This is a genomic window from Nostoc sp. CENA543 (assembly GCF_002896875.1).
In the GTDB taxonomy this organism is placed as follows: domain Bacteria; phylum Cyanobacteriota; class Cyanobacteriia; order Cyanobacteriales; family Nostocaceae; genus Trichormus.
Genome location: NZ_CP023278.1, coordinates 2,661,875 through 2,680,019 on the forward strand (window position 1 = coordinate 2,661,875; position 18,145 = coordinate 2,680,019).

Genomic DNA, 18,145 nt, shown 5'->3' on the forward strand with positions numbered 1-18,145 from the left:
CTCCCTGCCCCCTGCCCCCCTGCCATCAACGTGATAGTATATTTCTCCGAGTTGCCAGTTCTTTAACTCCTTTTGTGCTTTCATTTACTAATAAAGGCAATACGGCACTAGCACCGATGACAGCACTATCCACTAAGCTAATCGGGGTGATTCTCAACAGATTTCTCAGTGGGGGAATGGCGATCGCTAAAATTTGAATGCCGAATGAGCCTGCAATGGCAACATTTAAATAGGGATTGGTGGGTAATTTTTCTTTGCTGAAAATGCTGTGGGTTTCGGAACGGCTGCTGATTGTATGTAGGAGTTGGGCTGATGTCAAACTCATAAAGGCGATGGTACTCGCTTGGGGTGTCATTCCATATCTCGCGAGGCTGTAGCCGTAGGCGGCGAGGGTACTAGCAGAAATGATGGCTGACTCAAACGCAATTCGCCCCAAGTCGGAATTTTTAATGATGGGTTCGTCGGGGTTGCGGGGTGGTTGGTTTAATACTTCTGGTTCTGGTGCTTCTAAAGCTAAGGATAATCCAGGGAAAATGTCTGTGACTAAGTTTAACCACAACAATTGTATGGCGTTTAGGGGTTCACCTATGCCGACGGCGGTGGCGGTAGTCATCACCATAATTTCGCTGAGGTTGGTAGACAGGAGGAAATGCACTGATTTACGAATGTTGTTGTAAATTGTCCTTCCCCGACTGACGGCGATAATCATGGTTTCGAGTCTATCGTCTTCTAAGACGATATCTGCAACCTCACGCGCTACATCTGTACCGCCTTTACCCATTGCTACACCTACTTGGGCAGCTTTTAAAGCTGGTGCGTCGTTAATTCCGTCCCCTGTCATCGCTACCACTTTTCCTGCACCTTGCAAGGCTTGGACGATTTGCAGTTTATTGCTGGGACTAATTCTGGCAAATACGTCTACTTTATCGCTGAGAGCGGTTAAGGCTTCGGGGGTGAGGTTATTGATGTTGGTGGAGTCGAGAATTTCTAATTGGGGGTCACGATTTAATTCTAATTCTTTAGCGATCGCATAGGCTGTGGGACTTTGATCACCAGTAATCATTACGGTGTCGATTCCGGCTTGATGGAAGTCTGCAATTAAGGCTTTGGCACCTTTTCTAATGGGATCTGCCATCCCTACTAAACCCAACCAAGTTAGATTAAATTCATGGTTGTTACCGTTGCCGTTGTGATATTCATCTAGATGGCTGTAGGCTATACCTAATACTCGTAATGCTTTACCAGCCATGCGATCGTTTTCAATTTCGATTTGTCGTCTGGCTTCGTCGTCTAAATCTAAGAGTTGACCATCTTTGACTTGATATTGACATAGCTGTGCGACTTCTACAGGGCTACCTTTCACCGCCACAAACTTGTGTTGATTATGAGTCTGGTGAATGGTACTCATCAGATTACGGTTTTCTGAACGCAAATTAGTTTGTAGCAGAGGATACTTTTCTCGGAGGGCGATCGCATCAACTCCCGCCGCAATGGCCATGTAAATTAGGGCGTTTTCTGTGGCTGAACCTGTAACCGTATATTCACCATCAATTGATTTGCTAACTTCACTTTCGTTACATAACACCGATACGTGAATCAGCTTTAATAGTTCATCGTCAGCATAAGGGTTAATTTGGTCTGCACCATCCACAAAATCCCCGTCTGTCACTTGAATTTGGCGGGAATTGGCGTGAATTTCTACCACAGACATTTTGTTTTCGGTAATTGTGCCGGTTTTATCCATGCAAATTGTCTGCACTGAACCTAAAGCCTCAACCGCCGCCAAACTCCGCACCAAAACTTTATTCCTCCGCATCTCTAGGATGCCTAAAGCTAAGGTGGTGGTAGCAATGGTGGGTAAACCTTCGGGAACAGCAGCCACAGCTAGAGAAATGGAGGATTTAAGCATCTGTACTAAACCGTATCCCCGCCAGACACCCATCCCAAAGACGAGGCCGCAAATCCCCATACTAATTAACACCAGTTGTCCGCCGACTTCATCGAGTTGTCTAGCTAAGGGGGTTTCCGTGGCTTGGGCTTCTCCTACTAACTGTTGAATTTTGCCCATTTCTGTATATTTGCCGGTCGCCACCACCGCCGCCAATCCTTGACCACCGGTGATATAAGTACCTTTGTAGGCCATATTGATGCGATCGCCTAATGGTACATCCTCACCCATTAAATAGGCTGTATCTTTATTAACGGGGATACTCTCACCCGTCAAAGCCGATTCATCAATACTCAAGCTATCAGTTGTCAGCAATCGAGAATCCGCCGCTACATAATTTCCTGGTTTGAGAATCAAAATATCTCCCACCACTACATCTTCAATGGGTATTTCTTTTGGCTGACTGTCTCTTAATACCCAAGCCGATGTTTGCTGATGATGTTTGAGGGAATTAATAATTCTTTCCGACTGGCTTTCTGTCACATAACCAATGATGGCATTTAAACCCACCACACCCAAAATCACCACAGCATCCACCAATCCCCCCGTAAATATGGAGACTCCCGCCGCCACACCCAACAAAGCCACGGGTAAAGATTGAAACTGTTGCAAAATGATGCTCAAATTAGACCGCAATTCTGTTTCTGCTAAAACATTTGCACCATATTTACTCAAGTTATGGGCAGCAGATGCGCTGGATAGTCCTGATTCTGGGGAAGTTTTGAAGGTCTGGAGAACTTTACTAGTGGGCATTAAATGCCAGTTTTCTACTTCTTGGGCTTGGATATTGGTATCTGATTTAGTAATTTTACTTGGAGATTGAATGAGGCTTTTAAAATCAATTTTTGGTTGATTCTCTAGAAAGTTTTTGATGATTTTCTCGATTAATTCTTGTATTTGTTGATACTGATAATCTCGTTGAAATATTACCAACAAATTACTTGTTAATATATTGGCATGAGCTTGGAATATAGCCGGATTTTTGACTAATTGCTGCTCTAAATATATCTTTAATTTTGGTAACTTCTTCAGTTCTGTTATTTTATATCTGGCTCTTCCTTTAACTTTGGTGTGTATAGCTTTTACCACGGCAATTCACGACTCCCTAAACTCTGGTAACTGCCCTTATTAAGTATATACTTAACTAATTGATTATATGATTAACACTGATGAAATTAAGCGGAGAAAGATGTTAAGAATCAAGAAAAAATGTCAGCAAATATAATTTTTGTATTGCAGTTATCTTGACCACAACGGACGGGCTAGAAGCCCATCCCACAAGAGGGATTTAATGCGCTATTTTAGCCCGGTCACACCACTACTAGTCCGCCACACAAATTGTGACAGGTTATAGATCCCCAACTTTTTTAAAAAGTCGGGGATCTGAACACCCGCAAGCTGTCAAAATTAATGGGGTGGAATACTACGTATACTTTATCGGTTGACCTCTAGCCTAATTTTCATGACTGCGATTAGCATCAGCCTAAAGTGACAGAAAAAAAATATTCTTCACTCAATAGATACCAATCTGAAAAGTAAAAATATCCCCATTCCCCATTCCCTACGCAGCCATCTGTGGACAGTTAGCCTTGAGAATGTCGGTGATTTTTTCCGCCGGGGAGGGAATACCAAAGTAATATCCCTGGGCTTCTTGACAGCCTTGTGTTTGTAAATAGTTCAATTGCTCTTGAGTTTCCACACCTTCGGCTGTAATCTTCAGTTGCAGGCTTTGAGCTAGAGCAATGACAGCATTAGTAACGGCGGCACTTTCAGGATTAACGGTAACATCCTGTACGAATGAGCGATCAATTTTCAACATATGGACTGGGAAAGACTTCAAATAATTCAGGGAAGAATAACCAGTGCCAAAGTCATCCAAAGCTATCCATACGCCTAGTTCTCGCAGTTGTTTGAGGGTTTTAATAGACTGCTGAACATTCCCCATCAAAAAGCTTTCTGTTACTTCCAATTCTAAATATGTGGCTGACAATCCTGTTTGAGCTAAAGTTTGTCTGACAACCTCGACTAAATTCGGTTGTTCAAATTGTCGGGCAGAGAGATTGACTGAGATGCGAATTGGTGGGATTCCTGCTAGTTGCCAAGTACGATTTTGAGCGCAGGCGGTTCGCAAAACCCACTCACCAATAGGAACAATCAAGCCATTATTTTCCGCAATGGGAATAAATTGGCCAGGAGAAACTAAACCGCGTGTGGGATGCTGCCAACGGACTAAGGCTTCTAATGCGGTGATTTCCTTGGTACGTAAATCAACCAACGGTTGATAATAAACTATCATTTCACCCCGTTCTAAAGCTTCATGTAGGTCATTTTCCAAGGCTAATCGCTCTTGTAACTGAGCATTAAGTTGTGGAGAATAGAATTTATGTTGACCTCGCCCTTGCTGTTTTGCTTGGTAGAGTGCCATGTGAGCTTGTTGTAGTAGTTGTTCTACATTAGCTTGCTCGCCTACACTATTGATTGTAATGCCGATACTAGCGGTGATGTGAATTTGTTGACCATTGATGCTAAAGGGTTTGCCTACAATCGCCACTAATAGCTCAGACAGTTTAACCACACCCTCAAAGGAAATTAAATCCGTGCGAGCGATCGCAAATTCATCTTGACCCAAAAAAGCCAGAATGTCTGTCTTCTCTTGATGACTGGTTAAACGCTGCGCTACTGCTCTTAAGAGCAAGTTTAATGTCTCAGGTTCTAACCCATGACTAATATCGACAAAATCATCAATTCCCAACACTAGAACAGCTACGAGTTGCTGCTGATTGTGGGAGTTGGATACATAATTGTAGAGGCGATCGCTAAATAAATCGCGATTCGGTAATCCAGTGAGATTGTCATAGTAGGTAATTTGATGAATTAATTCATCTAACTTATATAGTGTTTGTGAGGTATCTGCCATTAATGTCCCCACTTCATCGGTGAATTTTGTTGGCAGTTTGGGTAATTTTTGGGATTGTAAATATTCTTGCAAAGCGGCAGATGTCGCAATCACAGGAGCTAGCAGATACCGCAGTGTATATAAGGTAGTAACTGTACCTACTAATGTAGCCACCAGTGCAGTCAGCAGCACTTGCACCGCCATTTCCCAAGAATAAGAATTAGAAGTTACAAAACTGACGATTAAAGTCAGTAATGGGACATGAGTACCTAAAAAGGCTACTAAAAATATCTTTGCTGTGTAACTTTTCTTCAGTAATCGAAATTGGGCGAGGAAGGAATATAAATAAAGTTTCGAGTTCATGGAAATTACTAATTTAAGTCAGCCAATAAACATTTAATTACTAAACATACCGATAAAGAAAAGTAGTATTAACGGGGAACAAAAGAATTCAAGATGAGATAGGAATGGCAATTTTAAACTCAGTTCCTATACCTGGTTGGGAATTGACTTCTAATTTGCCTTTGTGTTTCTCCACAACAATTTGATGTGCTATGGATAAGCCTAGCCCCGTACCTTTACCTACGGGTTTAGTAGTAAATAACGGTTCAAACAATCGTTGTTGGGCAGATTCAGGAATGCCACAGCCGTTATCTGCAATGCAAATCACGGCCATATTGTGAGCATCTGTAGTGGTGGTGATGGTAATCTGCGGTATGGCACTGCTGATTTTACCCTCGGCTATAGCTTCGTCAATAGCATCAATAGCATTGGCGATCAGGTTCATAAACACTTGATTCATCTGACCGAGAAAACAGTTAACTTCTGGTAAATTGCCATAGTTTCTGATGACTTCAATAGATGAGCGATCGCCATTATCCTTGAGACGATGTTGTAAAATCATCAGCGTACTATCTAGCCCTTGGTGTAAGTTTCCAGGTGCTTTGTTGTCACTATCAGAACGGCTAAAAGTGCGGAGTGAATTGGAAAGATTTTGAATGCGTTCAGCTCCAACTTTGAGAGAGTTCAAGATTTTGGGCATATCTTCCAAAACAAAATCTAAATCTAATGCTTTTATGGCATCAGTAATTGTGGGTGTAGGGTCAGTATACTCTTGGGCATATAGTTCGAGCATTTCGCAGACTGCGGCAATATACTCATCCAAGGGCGGCAAATTGCTAGTAATAAAGCTGATGGGATTGTTCATTTCATGAGCTATCCCTGCAATTAACTCTCCTAAAGCGGATAACTTTTCTTGCTGCACTAGCTGCACTTGGGTTTGCTGTAAAGCCACAGTGCGATCGCGCACTTGTTGCTCTAAAGATTCCGTTAGTTGTTTGAGTCGTAAATGCACACGTACTCTAGCCAGAACTTCTTCTTGGGCGAAGGGTTTGGGTATGTAATCCACTGCACCCAGAAAGAAGCCCTTAGTTTTACTCTCTGTATCTGCTAAAGCTGTGGTAAAAATTACAGGAATATTTTTGGTGATCGGATTAGCTTTGAGCCGACGACAAGTTTCAAAGCCATTAATTCCCGGCATTTGTACATCTAGTAAAATTAGCTCTGGTTGATTGCGTTCTGCTTGCGCGATCGCACTTTCACCATCAACCGCAACCCGAAAATTTAACCCCTCGCTACTGAGTGCTTCCGATAAAACAGATAAATTTGTAGGATTATCATCTACAAGTAATATAAATCCCTTAGGTGGCATTTTGGTCAGTTTGCTCCAATTTGTAAATCAAAATTAGGTTTACAGGTAGTTTCAAAGTAATGTGCATGATATTTTCTGTGTTTGATTAAAACTATTTTTAATCACATAGAAAATAAAAGGAAATATGTCCAAAGTCGTAAAATGGAGAAAAAATTCATAACTTAATTAATATGTTGTTTTAAAAAAGTTTCTAAACGTTTGAGTTGAAAGTTGCTGGCTAACTGCATGATTTGCTGCGTAAAAACACTGAGTTTATCATCAGAATTACTTAGTTTCTGAGCCAATTCTAAAATGCTTTGAATGTCGCCATCTTGCAACAGTTCTAATAATTGTTGTAAAACCTCCTGGGAGGGCAATTGCATTTCCTCTGTGGGATCTATATTGCTATTCTGAATGTTGTTAGTTGTGTTTTCATACAACCATTCCACTTGCAAAAACTTTCCTAGTAATTCCAGCAGTGTTTCTGCTTCTATAGGCTTGGGTAAAAAGGCATCTGCACCTAAGTCAATACTTTTATATTGGTCAATGCTAAAGACACTCGCTGATGAGGTAATGATAGGTATGTGTTTATATTGGTCAGATTTACGTAAATTTTTAATTAACTCAAACCCATCCATTACCGGCATCACTAGGTCAGTAATAATCAAGTTTGGCTTATAGAATTGGACTTTTTCCCATACTTCTTGACCATTATTCGCCTCAATTACTGTAAAGCCTACAGGTTCTAGTAAATTCACGATGACTGAACGGTTTTCCCATTTGTCATCTGCTATCAAAATGGTGCGTTCTGCTCCTTGATAACCTGTAATAGTTCCTTTCTCAACAACTCTAGAAGCTTTAGCCCAGTCTTGAGATTCGGAAAAATCCACCTCAAAGCAAAAATTGCTACCTTTACCAAGTTCACTTTTGACTCTAATTTGACTTCCCATCAACGCTATAATTTTTTGGCTGATGGCTAAACCTAACCCTGTACCTTCCGTTTGTCGTTTCTGATTTCCTGCTTGCTCAAATGGGAGAAAGATTGTTTCAGCTTGTTCAGGAGTGATACCAGTACCAGTGTCTATCACTTCAAAACGAATTTTGGACGCGATTTTGCCATGCTCATCTAATCCTCGCTGAACGGTTGTCACTTTGAAGGTGACGCTACCTTCATGGGTAAATTTAATAGCATTACTGAGTAGGTTAATCAGAACTTGTCGCAAGCGTTTTTCATCAGCACAAATCCCGGCTGGCAAATCAGGATCAAGTAACAGGTGAAAATCAATCACTTTCTGTTCCGCACGAATGCGACAAATTTCACTGACACTATCTAAAAATGATGGGAAGTAAAAATGTATAGGATTTAATTCCAACTTACGGGCTTCGATTTTGGAAAGATCCAAGACATCATTAATCAGGGTTAATAAATGAGAACCACATTCGTAAATAACATTGATGCCTTTACTGCCTTTTTCAGTTAAAGATTCCGTCCGTTGTAGGATTTGGGCATAGCCGAGAATACCATTTAGGGGTGTGCGTAACTCATGACTCATGTTAGCCAGAAACTCGCTTTTGGCTTCGCTAGAATTCTTGGCTATTTCTTCAGCTTGACGCAATTCTTGCTCAATTCGTTTACGCTCGACAATTTCTCTTGCTAGTACGCGATTAATAGCTTCTAATTGCGCTGGGCTGGGTAATGTTAAGGCTTGCGGCATGAGATCAACCAGAGTAAATGCCGTATATATGGAAATAATGGCGGTAAAGGCTTTGATGCCACCTGCAATCCAGTAATTTGGATGCCACAGCGTCCAAATATCCATTAAATGCCCAGTTCCACAGGCAATAATAAAAGCCCCAAATAAGATGAAAACCCCATTGAAGGGAACATCTTTGCGTTGGGAAATAAAGTAAATCAGTAACAGAGGAATGGAATAATAGGCTAGTGCGATCGCAGCATCAGAAATCAGATGTAACCAAACTAGTCCAGTTTTCCAGAGATAACAATGTCCGTGGGGGATAAAACCACTTGCATTCATCAATGCCAACATATTATTAGAGCGTTCCCAAATTTTTTGTGTAATTAAGTATTCCCAAACTGTCAGTTGCCGCAACAAAATCAGCCACACTCTGCTGTAGATGTTGGTGCAGAGTTCCCTTGATGAGCGATCGCAATTTTTTTGACTAAATGTATTAGCCACAAAACATTCACCAGCAAGTTAAGCGGAAACTCTTGGGTGATGTTCTCTATTACGAAAAATCAGTTTTGTCAGCGTAAATACTGAGAAGATATGCTAGATTTTTCTAGCTATTGTTTGTCATACCTAAGCTTAGGATATTATTTTTTTTCTCAGATGTAAATCAAAGATGTAATATTTTTTACTAAAAATTTATATTTGTGTGTTGATTCACAAAAATCAGTTGTTTGTAGTTAATTCATCAGGGAACATGATATTTATTCTCATCTTGCATGAAGTTGCAGAACCTGAATAATGATTAATGTACATACTATAACAACTATCTGTTAGAGGTGCTTTAAAAAGTTTTAAAACATCTTCTGAAATATTGAGATTAAAGGAGTTCAAGAAAAAGTATTCAGATATTTTACGTAATGTCAGGGATGTATTTTAGAGTTTAAAGATTATATAAATATAGAATTCAACCTGATTGCTAAAGCTACTGATTTAAACAATAAACTCTTAACAAAAAAGAGAAAAATATACGGAGTTGGGGTCAAAATAAAATATGAATTCTCTAAAATTAGTCACCTTAAACGAAATACAGCGAGCATCTATAGGACTCATATTGGATTTCTGAAAAAAACTCAGTAAGCCTCTGTTACTTCTTTTCCCGTTCCCTACCTACGCAAATAATTTTAATCATCAAGTCAGATTCCTATATTATGAAATCATCACTGCTTAGTATATTGTCAAGTATCAGTCTAATTGCAGGTTTGACTATAACAACCAATGTCAGAGCCAATACTGTCGCTAATCAACAAGAACAGCAAATATCAGCCGAAGAATTAGCCATCAAAAAACAAGTTTTATCTAATTTAGGTGCAGTAGCTCGCGCTCAACAAGCGTACTTTCTAGAAAAAAATTATTTTGCAACTCAGATTAAAGATTTAGGTGTAGAAAACAATATAGAAAATAGTGTTGCTGGCTATCAATGGCAAATATTTACTGATCCAAAAGCCAAGCAAGTCATCATGACTGTATTAACACCAAAACTAAATAATTCTCGTACTTACGTTAATTTCGTCAACGTAACTAAAACATCGATAGGAAACGAGTTAACATTCTCTACGGTTTGTGAAAGTGTAGAGAATCGGCGTGTAGTTCCCCAGTTACCTACTAAGATGTTGCCAAACCAAGGGGTTGAATGTCCATCTGGTTTTCGAGAGTTCACAGTTAGTGAGACTGAGAATGCTTTATCTGAACGGTTTGAACAGGAAAAGCAGCAGAGAATATTAGTTGGTGTGATGAATATTCTACAAAAGCAATATTATTCTCGTCATGGGGTATTTGCTGACAAAATAGCAACATTATTCGCTACTCCTATCAGTAACATTGAGCAGAAATCAGGTTACGACTTGAGATTTTTATCAATTACAGATAGACAAACTGGGATAATTACCATAGCTGCTCTTCCCAACCAAAAGCATAAAACTTACTTGGGTGTCATTACAGCCAACGGTTCTAGTATTTGTGAGGTTTCACCGAAAGTATCTCTAGATTTAGAAAAGTTGAGCAATTTACCCGCCAAAAATTTACTCAATTGTGGTGCAGGTTTGGTTAAAGTCAGTCTTAGTGCTGAGGAAACCGCAGATATCAATAAAGAACTGGACAATCTTAACAAGTATCAAGCGCAAATTGCAGAGATAGAAAATCCTCGGAAAACAAAAGCTTTGCAAACTGCTGATCAACTAGCGCAAGCAGGACAGTATTTACAAGCACAACAAGAGTATTATTTATCACTAGGAGCTTTGGGGATTAGTGAATATGACCTTTTAGGTGAATTGACTGGAGAATCTAGCTTTAATCCCGTTCGTGACAGTTTTCTCAAAAAAATCACACCTGTTTTGCAAGCAGCAGCACCTTTATTATTAGAACAAAAGCAAGCAATCATAGTGGAAGTATATAATTCTTTTGATGAGTTGCCAAAATCTAGAAATAAAACAGCTATAAAAATTCGGGAATTAGCAGCTTCGCAGTTAGGCTTTAATATTTTGACTACTGCGGAGGAAGATTTAAAAATACCTGATAGTAAAAAGGCAGAATTTTTAGAAGTTTCTGAGTTACTAAGACAGCAGTTTGATGATCAGACGCAACAAATTCCTCAGACATTACCAACAAAATTACGTAGTTATGTAAATCAACATAGTAGGAACATTACCAGAATCCGCAACTTATTATTAACTGAGGAGACACCAACTTGGGGCTTAGACTATAAATACATAAAAGACGGAGATTTTCAAGCTCCTATCCCTAGCTATTTAGGGATAGTCAATTTACAACGTTTGTTATTAATTGATGTTTTAGAACAACTGCAAAAAGGTAATAACCAAGAGATGCTAAAATCTTTAGAAGCATCTTGGAAACTTAGCGAATCGCTGCAAAACGAACCATCTTTAATTGGTCAGCTTGTGAATATAATTATCAGGCGATCGCAAATCCGAGTCATGCAAAAAATCGGTAAATTACCCGTAGTTTGGCAAGGTCGGTTATTGGCACATGACTATACAAAATCTCTATTACATTCATTAAATAATGAGGCTTTCTCTATATTACAGGGGTTAGATAAAATTATTCCCCCAGAAAAAGACACACCTTTAAGACAAATATATCGCAATTGGTATGGTGTGAATACATACACATTTTACCAAGGATTTTACCAGGCAGTAGAACGAGAAAAAAATAATCTGTGTTCCGTTGATGTGAAAGATATGGAAAAACAGTATTTTCCTTATGATAATTCTATGAGTCCCAGCTACGTCACCCAAATTTTCAAAGCACATTATCTGATGTTGGAATCAGAAATGATGCAAAAAGTTTTACAATTGCAAACATCAGCAAATTCTCCCGTTGAGATACCTGCCAATGTTTGTTTAGGTAATAAATGGATCTATCAAACTTTACCCAATGGTAAACGGTCTATTTCTCTAGACAAACAACCGATTTGGCTATCTCAAATTAAGCGATCGCCACTCAATTATACGTGGTAGGGTGTTGGACTTTGGTGTATTCACAATTGCACAGGGTAGGGTAGACAAGGTAGACAAGGTAGACAAGGTAGACAAGGTAGACAAGGTAGAGTTTATTTCTGAACTCAGCACCGGCTAAACGCCGCGCTACCGCTAACACCACTCATTACTCATTACTCATTACTCATTACTCATTACTCATTACTCATTACTCATTACTCATTACTCATTACTCATTACTCATTACTCATTACTCATTACTCAGCACTGAGAAATTTCTGCTAAAGTGGCAACTTGTGCTGCGATCGCCTGCGATGGGTCTCAACAATAAACTGCCCTACCTGTTTAAGCCAGAGTTAGGGCAATGCGAGAAATAAAACCATTTAATAACAACGGAAGTATACAACTTAGATTTACCTACGGCGGGAAGAGGTTCTGCTTCAACCCAGTGCCAGGGGGTCAATACAATAATAGGCGCGACAAAGAAACAGCGCAGGCGATAGCTGTACAAATTAGAAATGACATATTAGCTCGCAACTTTGACACGTCCCTAGACCGATACAGACTTCAGCCCAAGGCACCGCCTAAAACACACCCAAAGACACTACTAGAGTTGTGGGACGCTTGGGTAGAAACCTTAGACGTAACTGAGACTACGAGGTTAACCTACTACAGGTGGACGCGGGTGATGATAGCTAAAGCTAACCCAAATCTAGTGGACGTAACCTGGATACAAAGTCTCAACCTCTCCTCCACTACATTAAAGGAGAGATTGTTCCAAATCCGCTCCTGCTGTAACTGGGGTATATCACAAGGTTTCTTGAAAGTAAACCCATACCAAGGTGTAAAGGCTCAAGGCAGGAAGCGTAAGGAGATAAAACCCTTCACAATCGATGAGATAAGACTAATCATCACAGGCTTCGAGACGCTATACCCACATTACTCTAGTTTTGTTAAGTTCCTACTAATCACAGGCTGCCGAACTTCTGAAGCGATAGGTTTGCGCTGGCAGCACGTTGACTTAGTACGTGGTGAATTAATAATTAAGGAGAGTCTGCCTAAAGACCCGGCAGGTAATGGTTATAAGCGCAAGCGCAAGGGTACAAAGACAGGCACAGTACGCTATCTAAAGCTACCAGACCACCTGCGATCGCTGCTAGAGGAAATTAAACCGATTGAGGCTATCCCTGACGACCTGGTGTTTACTTCACCGCGTGGCAAGCACATAGATGGTGATACCTTCAGGAAGAATTACTGGGCGAAGGTACTGGAGTATCAGGGGGTTGAGTATCGGAAACCCTACTGCCTGAGGCACACGATGGCTAGCCACGGTATAGAGCAGGGAATACCTATAACTGGCGTTGCCTACCTTCTAGGACACAGCGACACGTCTATGGTAATGAGGCACTATGGGCATATGGTAAACCGACCCGACCTGCCTGACCTGCCAATAAAATAACCACCCCTGCGGAGTGGCTATATAAAAGTCTTTTCATTAAGTTTATTTAGGATTAAACTCTCTTCCAGACAAGTTTAGTAGCACCCTGGTTGATTAGACTAGCAACGTCTACAGCGTCAGCGAGACACATTTCAGGGTCTTGTATAGTGGCTTGATGAATTACTTCACCATCTTCTTTACAGAAGTAGCAGATACAGGTAGTAGATGGCAGGTTATCAGTTTTGAATACCTCTCTAGCTAATTCCTTCTCACGCTGTTTGAGCTCTTTGTAACCTTTGAGAATATCTTTTGTAATTGTGTTGTAGGAAGTTTCAGAAACAATCAAAGACATAGGGAAGTTCTCCATTAGGTTTATACAATAATCCTATCCAAGTCGGATAGGAAAACAAAATCTAGAACTCGGTAATCTTAGAGGTGAGGCGGGGCAGCTTGACTGTCCGTAACTCGTCATCACCTTCAAGCTTTAGCTGCCCTATACCCAAGCTCTTAGGCTTGAGGGACTTCTTATCGCCAATACACCGAACCTTCTGCATATTCTTTACAGTGTTGCCCATTCCAGTTAGTCCAAAGAAAGCTTCTTGAGTTTCACTGTGTCCAATAACCAGGACGGGCATTAAAGGCTTCCTAGACATCGTAATGGCGTACATCCCAAACTTCTTGAGCAGGGCTTTATCCTTAAACCAGTTTGACCAGGTAGAGGTCTCTTCACACACTAAACTGATAGGCTGTAGCTTAGAGGCCCACTCATCTTCAGGGCAGTTGAGATTTCTAAACTCCTCAAGGCGGTGGTCGAGTTCATCCACATACCACGAGACTTTAGCCTCGATATCCTGGTGGGTGTGGTAGCTTTCATGTACTCCCCGCCACTCATAAGGGTTTGAGTTAGAGTCCAGAACTATGATGCGGTGACCTAGTTCTTTCTTCTTTTTTACTGCGTAGCGGGCAAGCCAAGACTTACCTGAACCTTGTAGACCGTGAATCATGGTAGTGCGGTCTAGAATTAGTTCAATCCAGTCGGTGTCGTTGGTGGGCTGGGGAGAGTCTACCTGTGCAGGTAGGGGTGCGGGTTCATCTACTTTACTATTAAACAGATTCACGGCGTGTGGTGATACACCATGTCCTAAGTCCACAGCAGTCTGAATCTCGTTAAGTACAGTTTCCAGCCCGTAGCTAGCTTCATACTTTCGTAAGTCAGACTCCTTGAGAATGTGGCTTACTACACCTCTGTCTATCAATTCATCACGAAAGCTAATCTCGTTAGTCTTTTTTAAGCCATAGAACCAGAGGCAGCCCCCCACCAATAACCCAGCAGGGAGCGAGGCACTAACGTAGGTTATAAAGGTGGTAGCAGCGAGGGCACCACCTACAAAGATTTGTGTATCCCAGTCGTTAGTATCGTAGGCTAGCTCTTTCCACTTTAGTTGTTCTATATCTTGTTCCAGCATATTAAACCTCGCTTTTAGCTAATCTTTGAAAGTAAATAAACTCTTGAACCTGTAGAAGAACAACGAAAAGGGCTTCGACTAAATAGATAGTAATGATGAGACTAATAATGTTACCCAGGTTGAGTAAGTCGAACTGTCTGGTAGCGATGACGTAGAAGAATCTATCAAGACCACCATCAACAGGTGGGAAAGCGTGAATGCAGGCAACATAATCAATACTGTAGGCGATGTAGGAACAGGTACGAGCCCATTTAATAGAGCGTAGGGGGAACTCGTTCCATATCTTCTTAAGAGCAGCCAGTGACTTAGAGTCTTCTTTGCCTATCTTCATCTGAGGGTGGTTCTCTGACTGTCTAATCACTGTCCTAATAAGTTTTCGGTCGGCTTTTACCCAAAGGGGAAGTAACTGCATAATTTGCAAGATAGCCCAGAAGACAATTCCTACCAAAGTAGACAGAGAGAAGAACCTGAAGAACCCACCGACATAGGGCAGTCCAGCTAGAAAACTGTCTCCTATTCTTAGGCGGATAAACGCAATATATGGCAAGGCATTGTTATAGCAACCGTATACAATAGCAATAATAAGCAACCAAAAAAGTACATTCATTATGCCCTCGGTCGAGAAAGACCGAGGCTTTTTTGCTCGGAACTCAGAACTCATTTTACGTACCTCACATAAGCGGGTTCTTCATGATTGGCGGGTGGGGCGCTACCGGTGTAAGCTATCTTGCCTACGACCGCGTTGAGTCGTCCATCTTCATCAAAGTCGGCAGGAATGAGTACACCTGTATTACCGAAGTTGTCGCAAACAATTGCATTGGCTGGGAGTTGCTTACCGTCTTTGATGACTGGCTTACCACTTTGCAGATAACCTTCGACTCTTATGCAGCCGTTTTGGTATCTTTGGTTAGCAATCTCCGCCAACTCCCTTGAGTATTCTTGTGTAGCTATCTGCTCATTACGCTTCAGGTTGTTAGTGGCAATCATGTTTTGCAGGTAAACGTCGTTCTTAGCTTTAAGTTCTCGGTCGCCTTGGGCGAGAGAGACAAAGGCGACGAAAGCGGCTACAACGCCGTACTTCGCCCAGTGTCTCTCAAAGTGTGCGATTACAGAAGACTGATTAGATTCGATAGGTCGTCTTTGACTTGTTGTAATAGCTGACGAGAAGCTTCCCGTCGGCGCACCCACTCCCCCAGGCGTTCTTGCTCCCGTGCTGCACGGTCAATGAGGAAAGCTTCGTTCTCAGCTCGGAGGCGTTCTACTTCCTGTTCAACGGCAGCACTTCTGCTATCTACCATTGCGCCTAGAGCTTGATTCTTGGCAGTTTGGTAAGCATCTTCGATGACGAGAGCATCACGGAAACCTTGTTGTATGGCAAGAACTAACTCTGCATCTTCTAGGGCTTCACGAATGCACTCTGTGATGCTCAGGGCGGTTGCTTTGGTGTTGGTGATAGCTTCAGCCGAAGTCTTAGCTAGACCCATGCCCATGCCCCCAGCAGATGGCTTAGGCTGATCGTTAGGTTTAGAGTCTTTTACTTTGTTAGCGAGGGCTTCGGTGCGTTCTACAAATTCTTCAGGCACATCGCTATCAAGAGTGAATTCCATGTTAGGAAAGCGGGTTTGTAACTCAACTAGGAGTTGCTTGGGCTTTAACTCTTGTCCGGTGGTTAGTTGGATTAATTCAGCGGCTTCTCTAATCTTCATGACTAAATCTCCTGTTCGTAGTAAGCGGGGTTTTCAGCTAGTAACTTTCTGGTTGCGCTCCTACCATGTATGCGGTAAGTGTGTAGAACTTTGCGGAGGATGGGTAAATCCCAGTTTGTTAGCGGTCGCCTGCGGGATATACCACAGTTGTCTTTGGTGCGGAGTCGCTTGAGTCGGGGGAGATACAGACTGCCAAGGTCGAGGATTGTGTATAAGACCGAGGTTGTAGTTTCTAGCTCTTTAGCGACTTGCTCACGGGTGAGGATAACCTCTACTGAATCGCCTATGACTTCCATGTTCACCCTTTATTAGTGTTCATCTTTAAAATCTCTGAATAGCTACGGATAAGTACGGATAGGAAGGAATGTCTAGATTTACATATTCGGATGTATCCCTCTTTATCCCTCTACATCTATTCTAATCCGTAGAATATAGCAAAACCAAGCCAAAAAGCCCCAAAAACACTAGTTTTGGGGCTTATTTTGATCGAAATAACTGATCAATGTACTGACATATATGCGGTTTTGCTTATGTCCAGTTATCACCCAGATATAGGGTCAATAAAGCATTCTTGGAACACACCTTCATCGACCCACATAATAATGATCTCGCCGGGCTGTAGCACCCCATATAAAGCTTTTATGGTTTCTAACCTATGTGGGACGTTTAGCTCGTTTGTGACGGCTTCTAGACCCTCCAAACCGAACAGGAAGGGTTTAGTACCTACTGTATGGTTCTCACTGGACAAAAGGAGGAAGGATGGTTGTTTGAACTTTCTGGCTTGTTCTCGAAAATAGTCTAGTGGCCAGCCAAGGAAGGGGGTGAGTTGCTGCCTATCCATAAATGTATGTAGAGGGTACATCTAGACTATAGGACGGACTAGGCAAAAAATAACCCCACGCACTCGTTGCATGGGGTTTACCCTACTATCTATACTTCCATTCTACAAACTATGGGCGGCGGAACAAAGCGGAGGGGTAGTTGGTGTTAGTAATTAAATTACACGCAAGGTCGGGGGTGCCTCAGTGGTTGTTTCTACCCCAATAGGGAACAAAAATGCTAGAACCCGCGTGGTTGAGGGATTCTTACCCCCCACAGTCCCCCTGTTTTTTGAAAATATAGGGGGGACTGTGGGGTCGATCTTTCTACTGGTAAATACTTAGGGTTTTTGTGATTTTACAGTCTAAGTACACCTTATTTAGCTTGTATTTTCCTTGATTGCATATTGACAGCACTATGTCTTTCTGTGCTATAATAGTGGTGTCAACACATAAAGGACTTATATGAGTAAGAAACATACTTCACTGAGATTAGAAGAGGAGCTACTCGAAAGCTTGAAGTTAGAGGCTGATAATAGTGGTATGAGTCTAAACGACTATCTAGTCAAGAACTTACAGGGTCTAGTTGAAGACACCCTCCCACTACTAAATAAAGAAGAGCTGCCTGAACAACCCTCCGTCTATTTCGTACTAGATGTCAGTGGACAAATTCTCTATATTGGGCAGACCCGTAACCTTAAGGAAAGCTGGGCTAAGCATCAAAGACTAAGACAACTAGAGTCACTTGGTTTAGTCTCTATCGCTTGGGTAGGCTGTGAGGAAAGCGAGCTTGGTTCTCTAGAGACTTCTTTGGTAGAGATATTAAAGCCGAAGTTAAACGACCAACCTAGACCCCATGAAACAACAGTTGCCGTCCGCTTACCACATTCCGAGCTGGAGTTGCTCACAGAATACGCCCAGAAGACTAACCGCACTGTCTCTGAAGTTATTGGCGACTACTCCCGCACCCTCCGCTAGAC

General features: G+C 41.6%; 13 protein-coding genes. 3 read left to right on the forward strand and 10 right to left on the reverse strand.

The genetic code is table 11. The features are described from left to right. Positions 1-25 precede the first annotated feature (25 nt). The 4 genes from CLI64_RS11010 to CLI64_RS11025 all read right to left on the reverse strand — a co-directional run bounded on the left by CLI64_RS11010 (position 26) and on the right by CLI64_RS11025 (position 8,582). Positions 26-3,037 carry a cation-translocating P-type ATPase gene (locus tag CLI64_RS11010; RefSeq protein WP_103137264.1) on the reverse strand — a complete coding sequence of 1,004 codons (3,012 nt, stop codon included), beginning with the start codon at positions 3,035-3,037 and terminating at the stop codon, positions 26-28. A gap of 472 nt (positions 3,038-3,509) precedes the next feature. Then, positions 3,510-5,207 (reverse strand): putative bifunctional diguanylate cyclase/phosphodiesterase, encoded by a 1,698-nt coding sequence (locus tag CLI64_RS11015; protein WP_374703961.1) that lies wholly within the window; start codon positions 5,205-5,207, stop codon positions 3,510-3,512. An 88-nt stretch (positions 5,208-5,295) separates the two neighbouring features. Next, entirely contained in the window at positions 5,296-6,555 is a 1,260-nt protein-coding gene (locus CLI64_RS11020) for a hybrid sensor histidine kinase/response regulator (protein ID WP_103137266.1), read from the reverse strand. A gap of 161 nt (positions 6,556-6,716) precedes the next feature. Then, positions 6,717-8,582, reverse strand: a complete 1,866-nt coding sequence (locus CLI64_RS11025; protein ID WP_103140678.1) for an ATP-binding protein — start codon at positions 8,580-8,582, stop codon at positions 6,717-6,719. A gap of 902 nt (positions 8,583-9,484) precedes the next feature. Here CLI64_RS11025 and CLI64_RS11030 point away from each other — a divergent pair. Then, entirely contained in the window at positions 9,485-11,758 is a 2,274-nt protein-coding gene (locus tag CLI64_RS11030; protein WP_157943236.1) for a type IV pilin-like G/H family protein, read from the forward strand. Positions 11,759-12,101: 343 nt separating this feature from the next. Continuing rightward, positions 12,102-13,196, forward strand: a complete 1,095-nt coding sequence (gene xerC, locus CLI64_RS11035; protein WP_103137268.1) for a tyrosine recombinase XerC — start codon at positions 12,102-12,104, stop codon at positions 13,194-13,196. A 52-nt stretch (positions 13,197-13,248) separates the two neighbouring features. Here xerC and CLI64_RS11040 read toward each other — a convergent pair whose 3' ends face one another. The 6 genes from CLI64_RS11040 to CLI64_RS11065 all read right to left on the reverse strand — a co-directional run bounded on the left by CLI64_RS11040 (position 13,249) and on the right by CLI64_RS11065 (position 16,643). Then, positions 13,249-13,527 carry a hypothetical protein gene (locus CLI64_RS11040; protein WP_103137269.1) on the reverse strand — a complete coding sequence of 93 codons (279 nt, stop codon included), beginning with the start codon at positions 13,525-13,527 and terminating at the stop codon, positions 13,249-13,251. A gap of 61 nt (positions 13,528-13,588) precedes the next feature. After that, complete coding sequence (locus tag CLI64_RS11045; protein ID WP_103137270.1) at positions 13,589-14,641, reverse strand: hypothetical protein; 1,053 nt, start codon at positions 14,639-14,641, stop codon at positions 13,589-13,591. Position 14,642: 1 nt separating this feature from the next. Beyond that, positions 14,643-15,248, reverse strand: a complete 606-nt coding sequence (locus tag CLI64_RS11050; RefSeq protein ID WP_157943237.1) for a hypothetical protein — start codon at positions 15,246-15,248, stop codon at positions 14,643-14,645. Positions 15,249-15,298: 50 nt separating this feature from the next. Continuing rightward, positions 15,299-15,829: a hypothetical protein gene (locus CLI64_RS30745; RefSeq protein WP_157943238.1), complete on the reverse strand. Its 531-nt coding sequence runs from the start codon at positions 15,827-15,829 to the stop codon at positions 15,299-15,301. Continuing rightward, a complete protein-coding gene (locus tag CLI64_RS11060; protein WP_103137273.1) occupies positions 15,748-16,347 on the reverse strand; it encodes a hypothetical protein in 600 nt (199 codons plus the stop codon). The genes CLI64_RS30745 and CLI64_RS11060 overlap by 82 nt, the downstream gene beginning before the upstream one ends. A gap of 2 nt (positions 16,348-16,349) precedes the next feature. Continuing rightward, entirely contained in the window at positions 16,350-16,643 is a 294-nt protein-coding gene (locus CLI64_RS11065) for a hypothetical protein (RefSeq protein ID WP_103137274.1), read from the reverse strand. A gap of 987 nt (positions 16,644-17,630) precedes the next feature. On the opposite strand from CLI64_RS11065, the gene CLI64_RS11075 reads away from it, so the two are divergent. After that, positions 17,631-18,143: a hypothetical protein gene (locus CLI64_RS11075; RefSeq protein WP_103137276.1), complete on the forward strand. Its 513-nt coding sequence runs from the start codon at positions 17,631-17,633 to the stop codon at positions 18,141-18,143. Positions 18,144-18,145 lie beyond the last annotated feature (2 nt).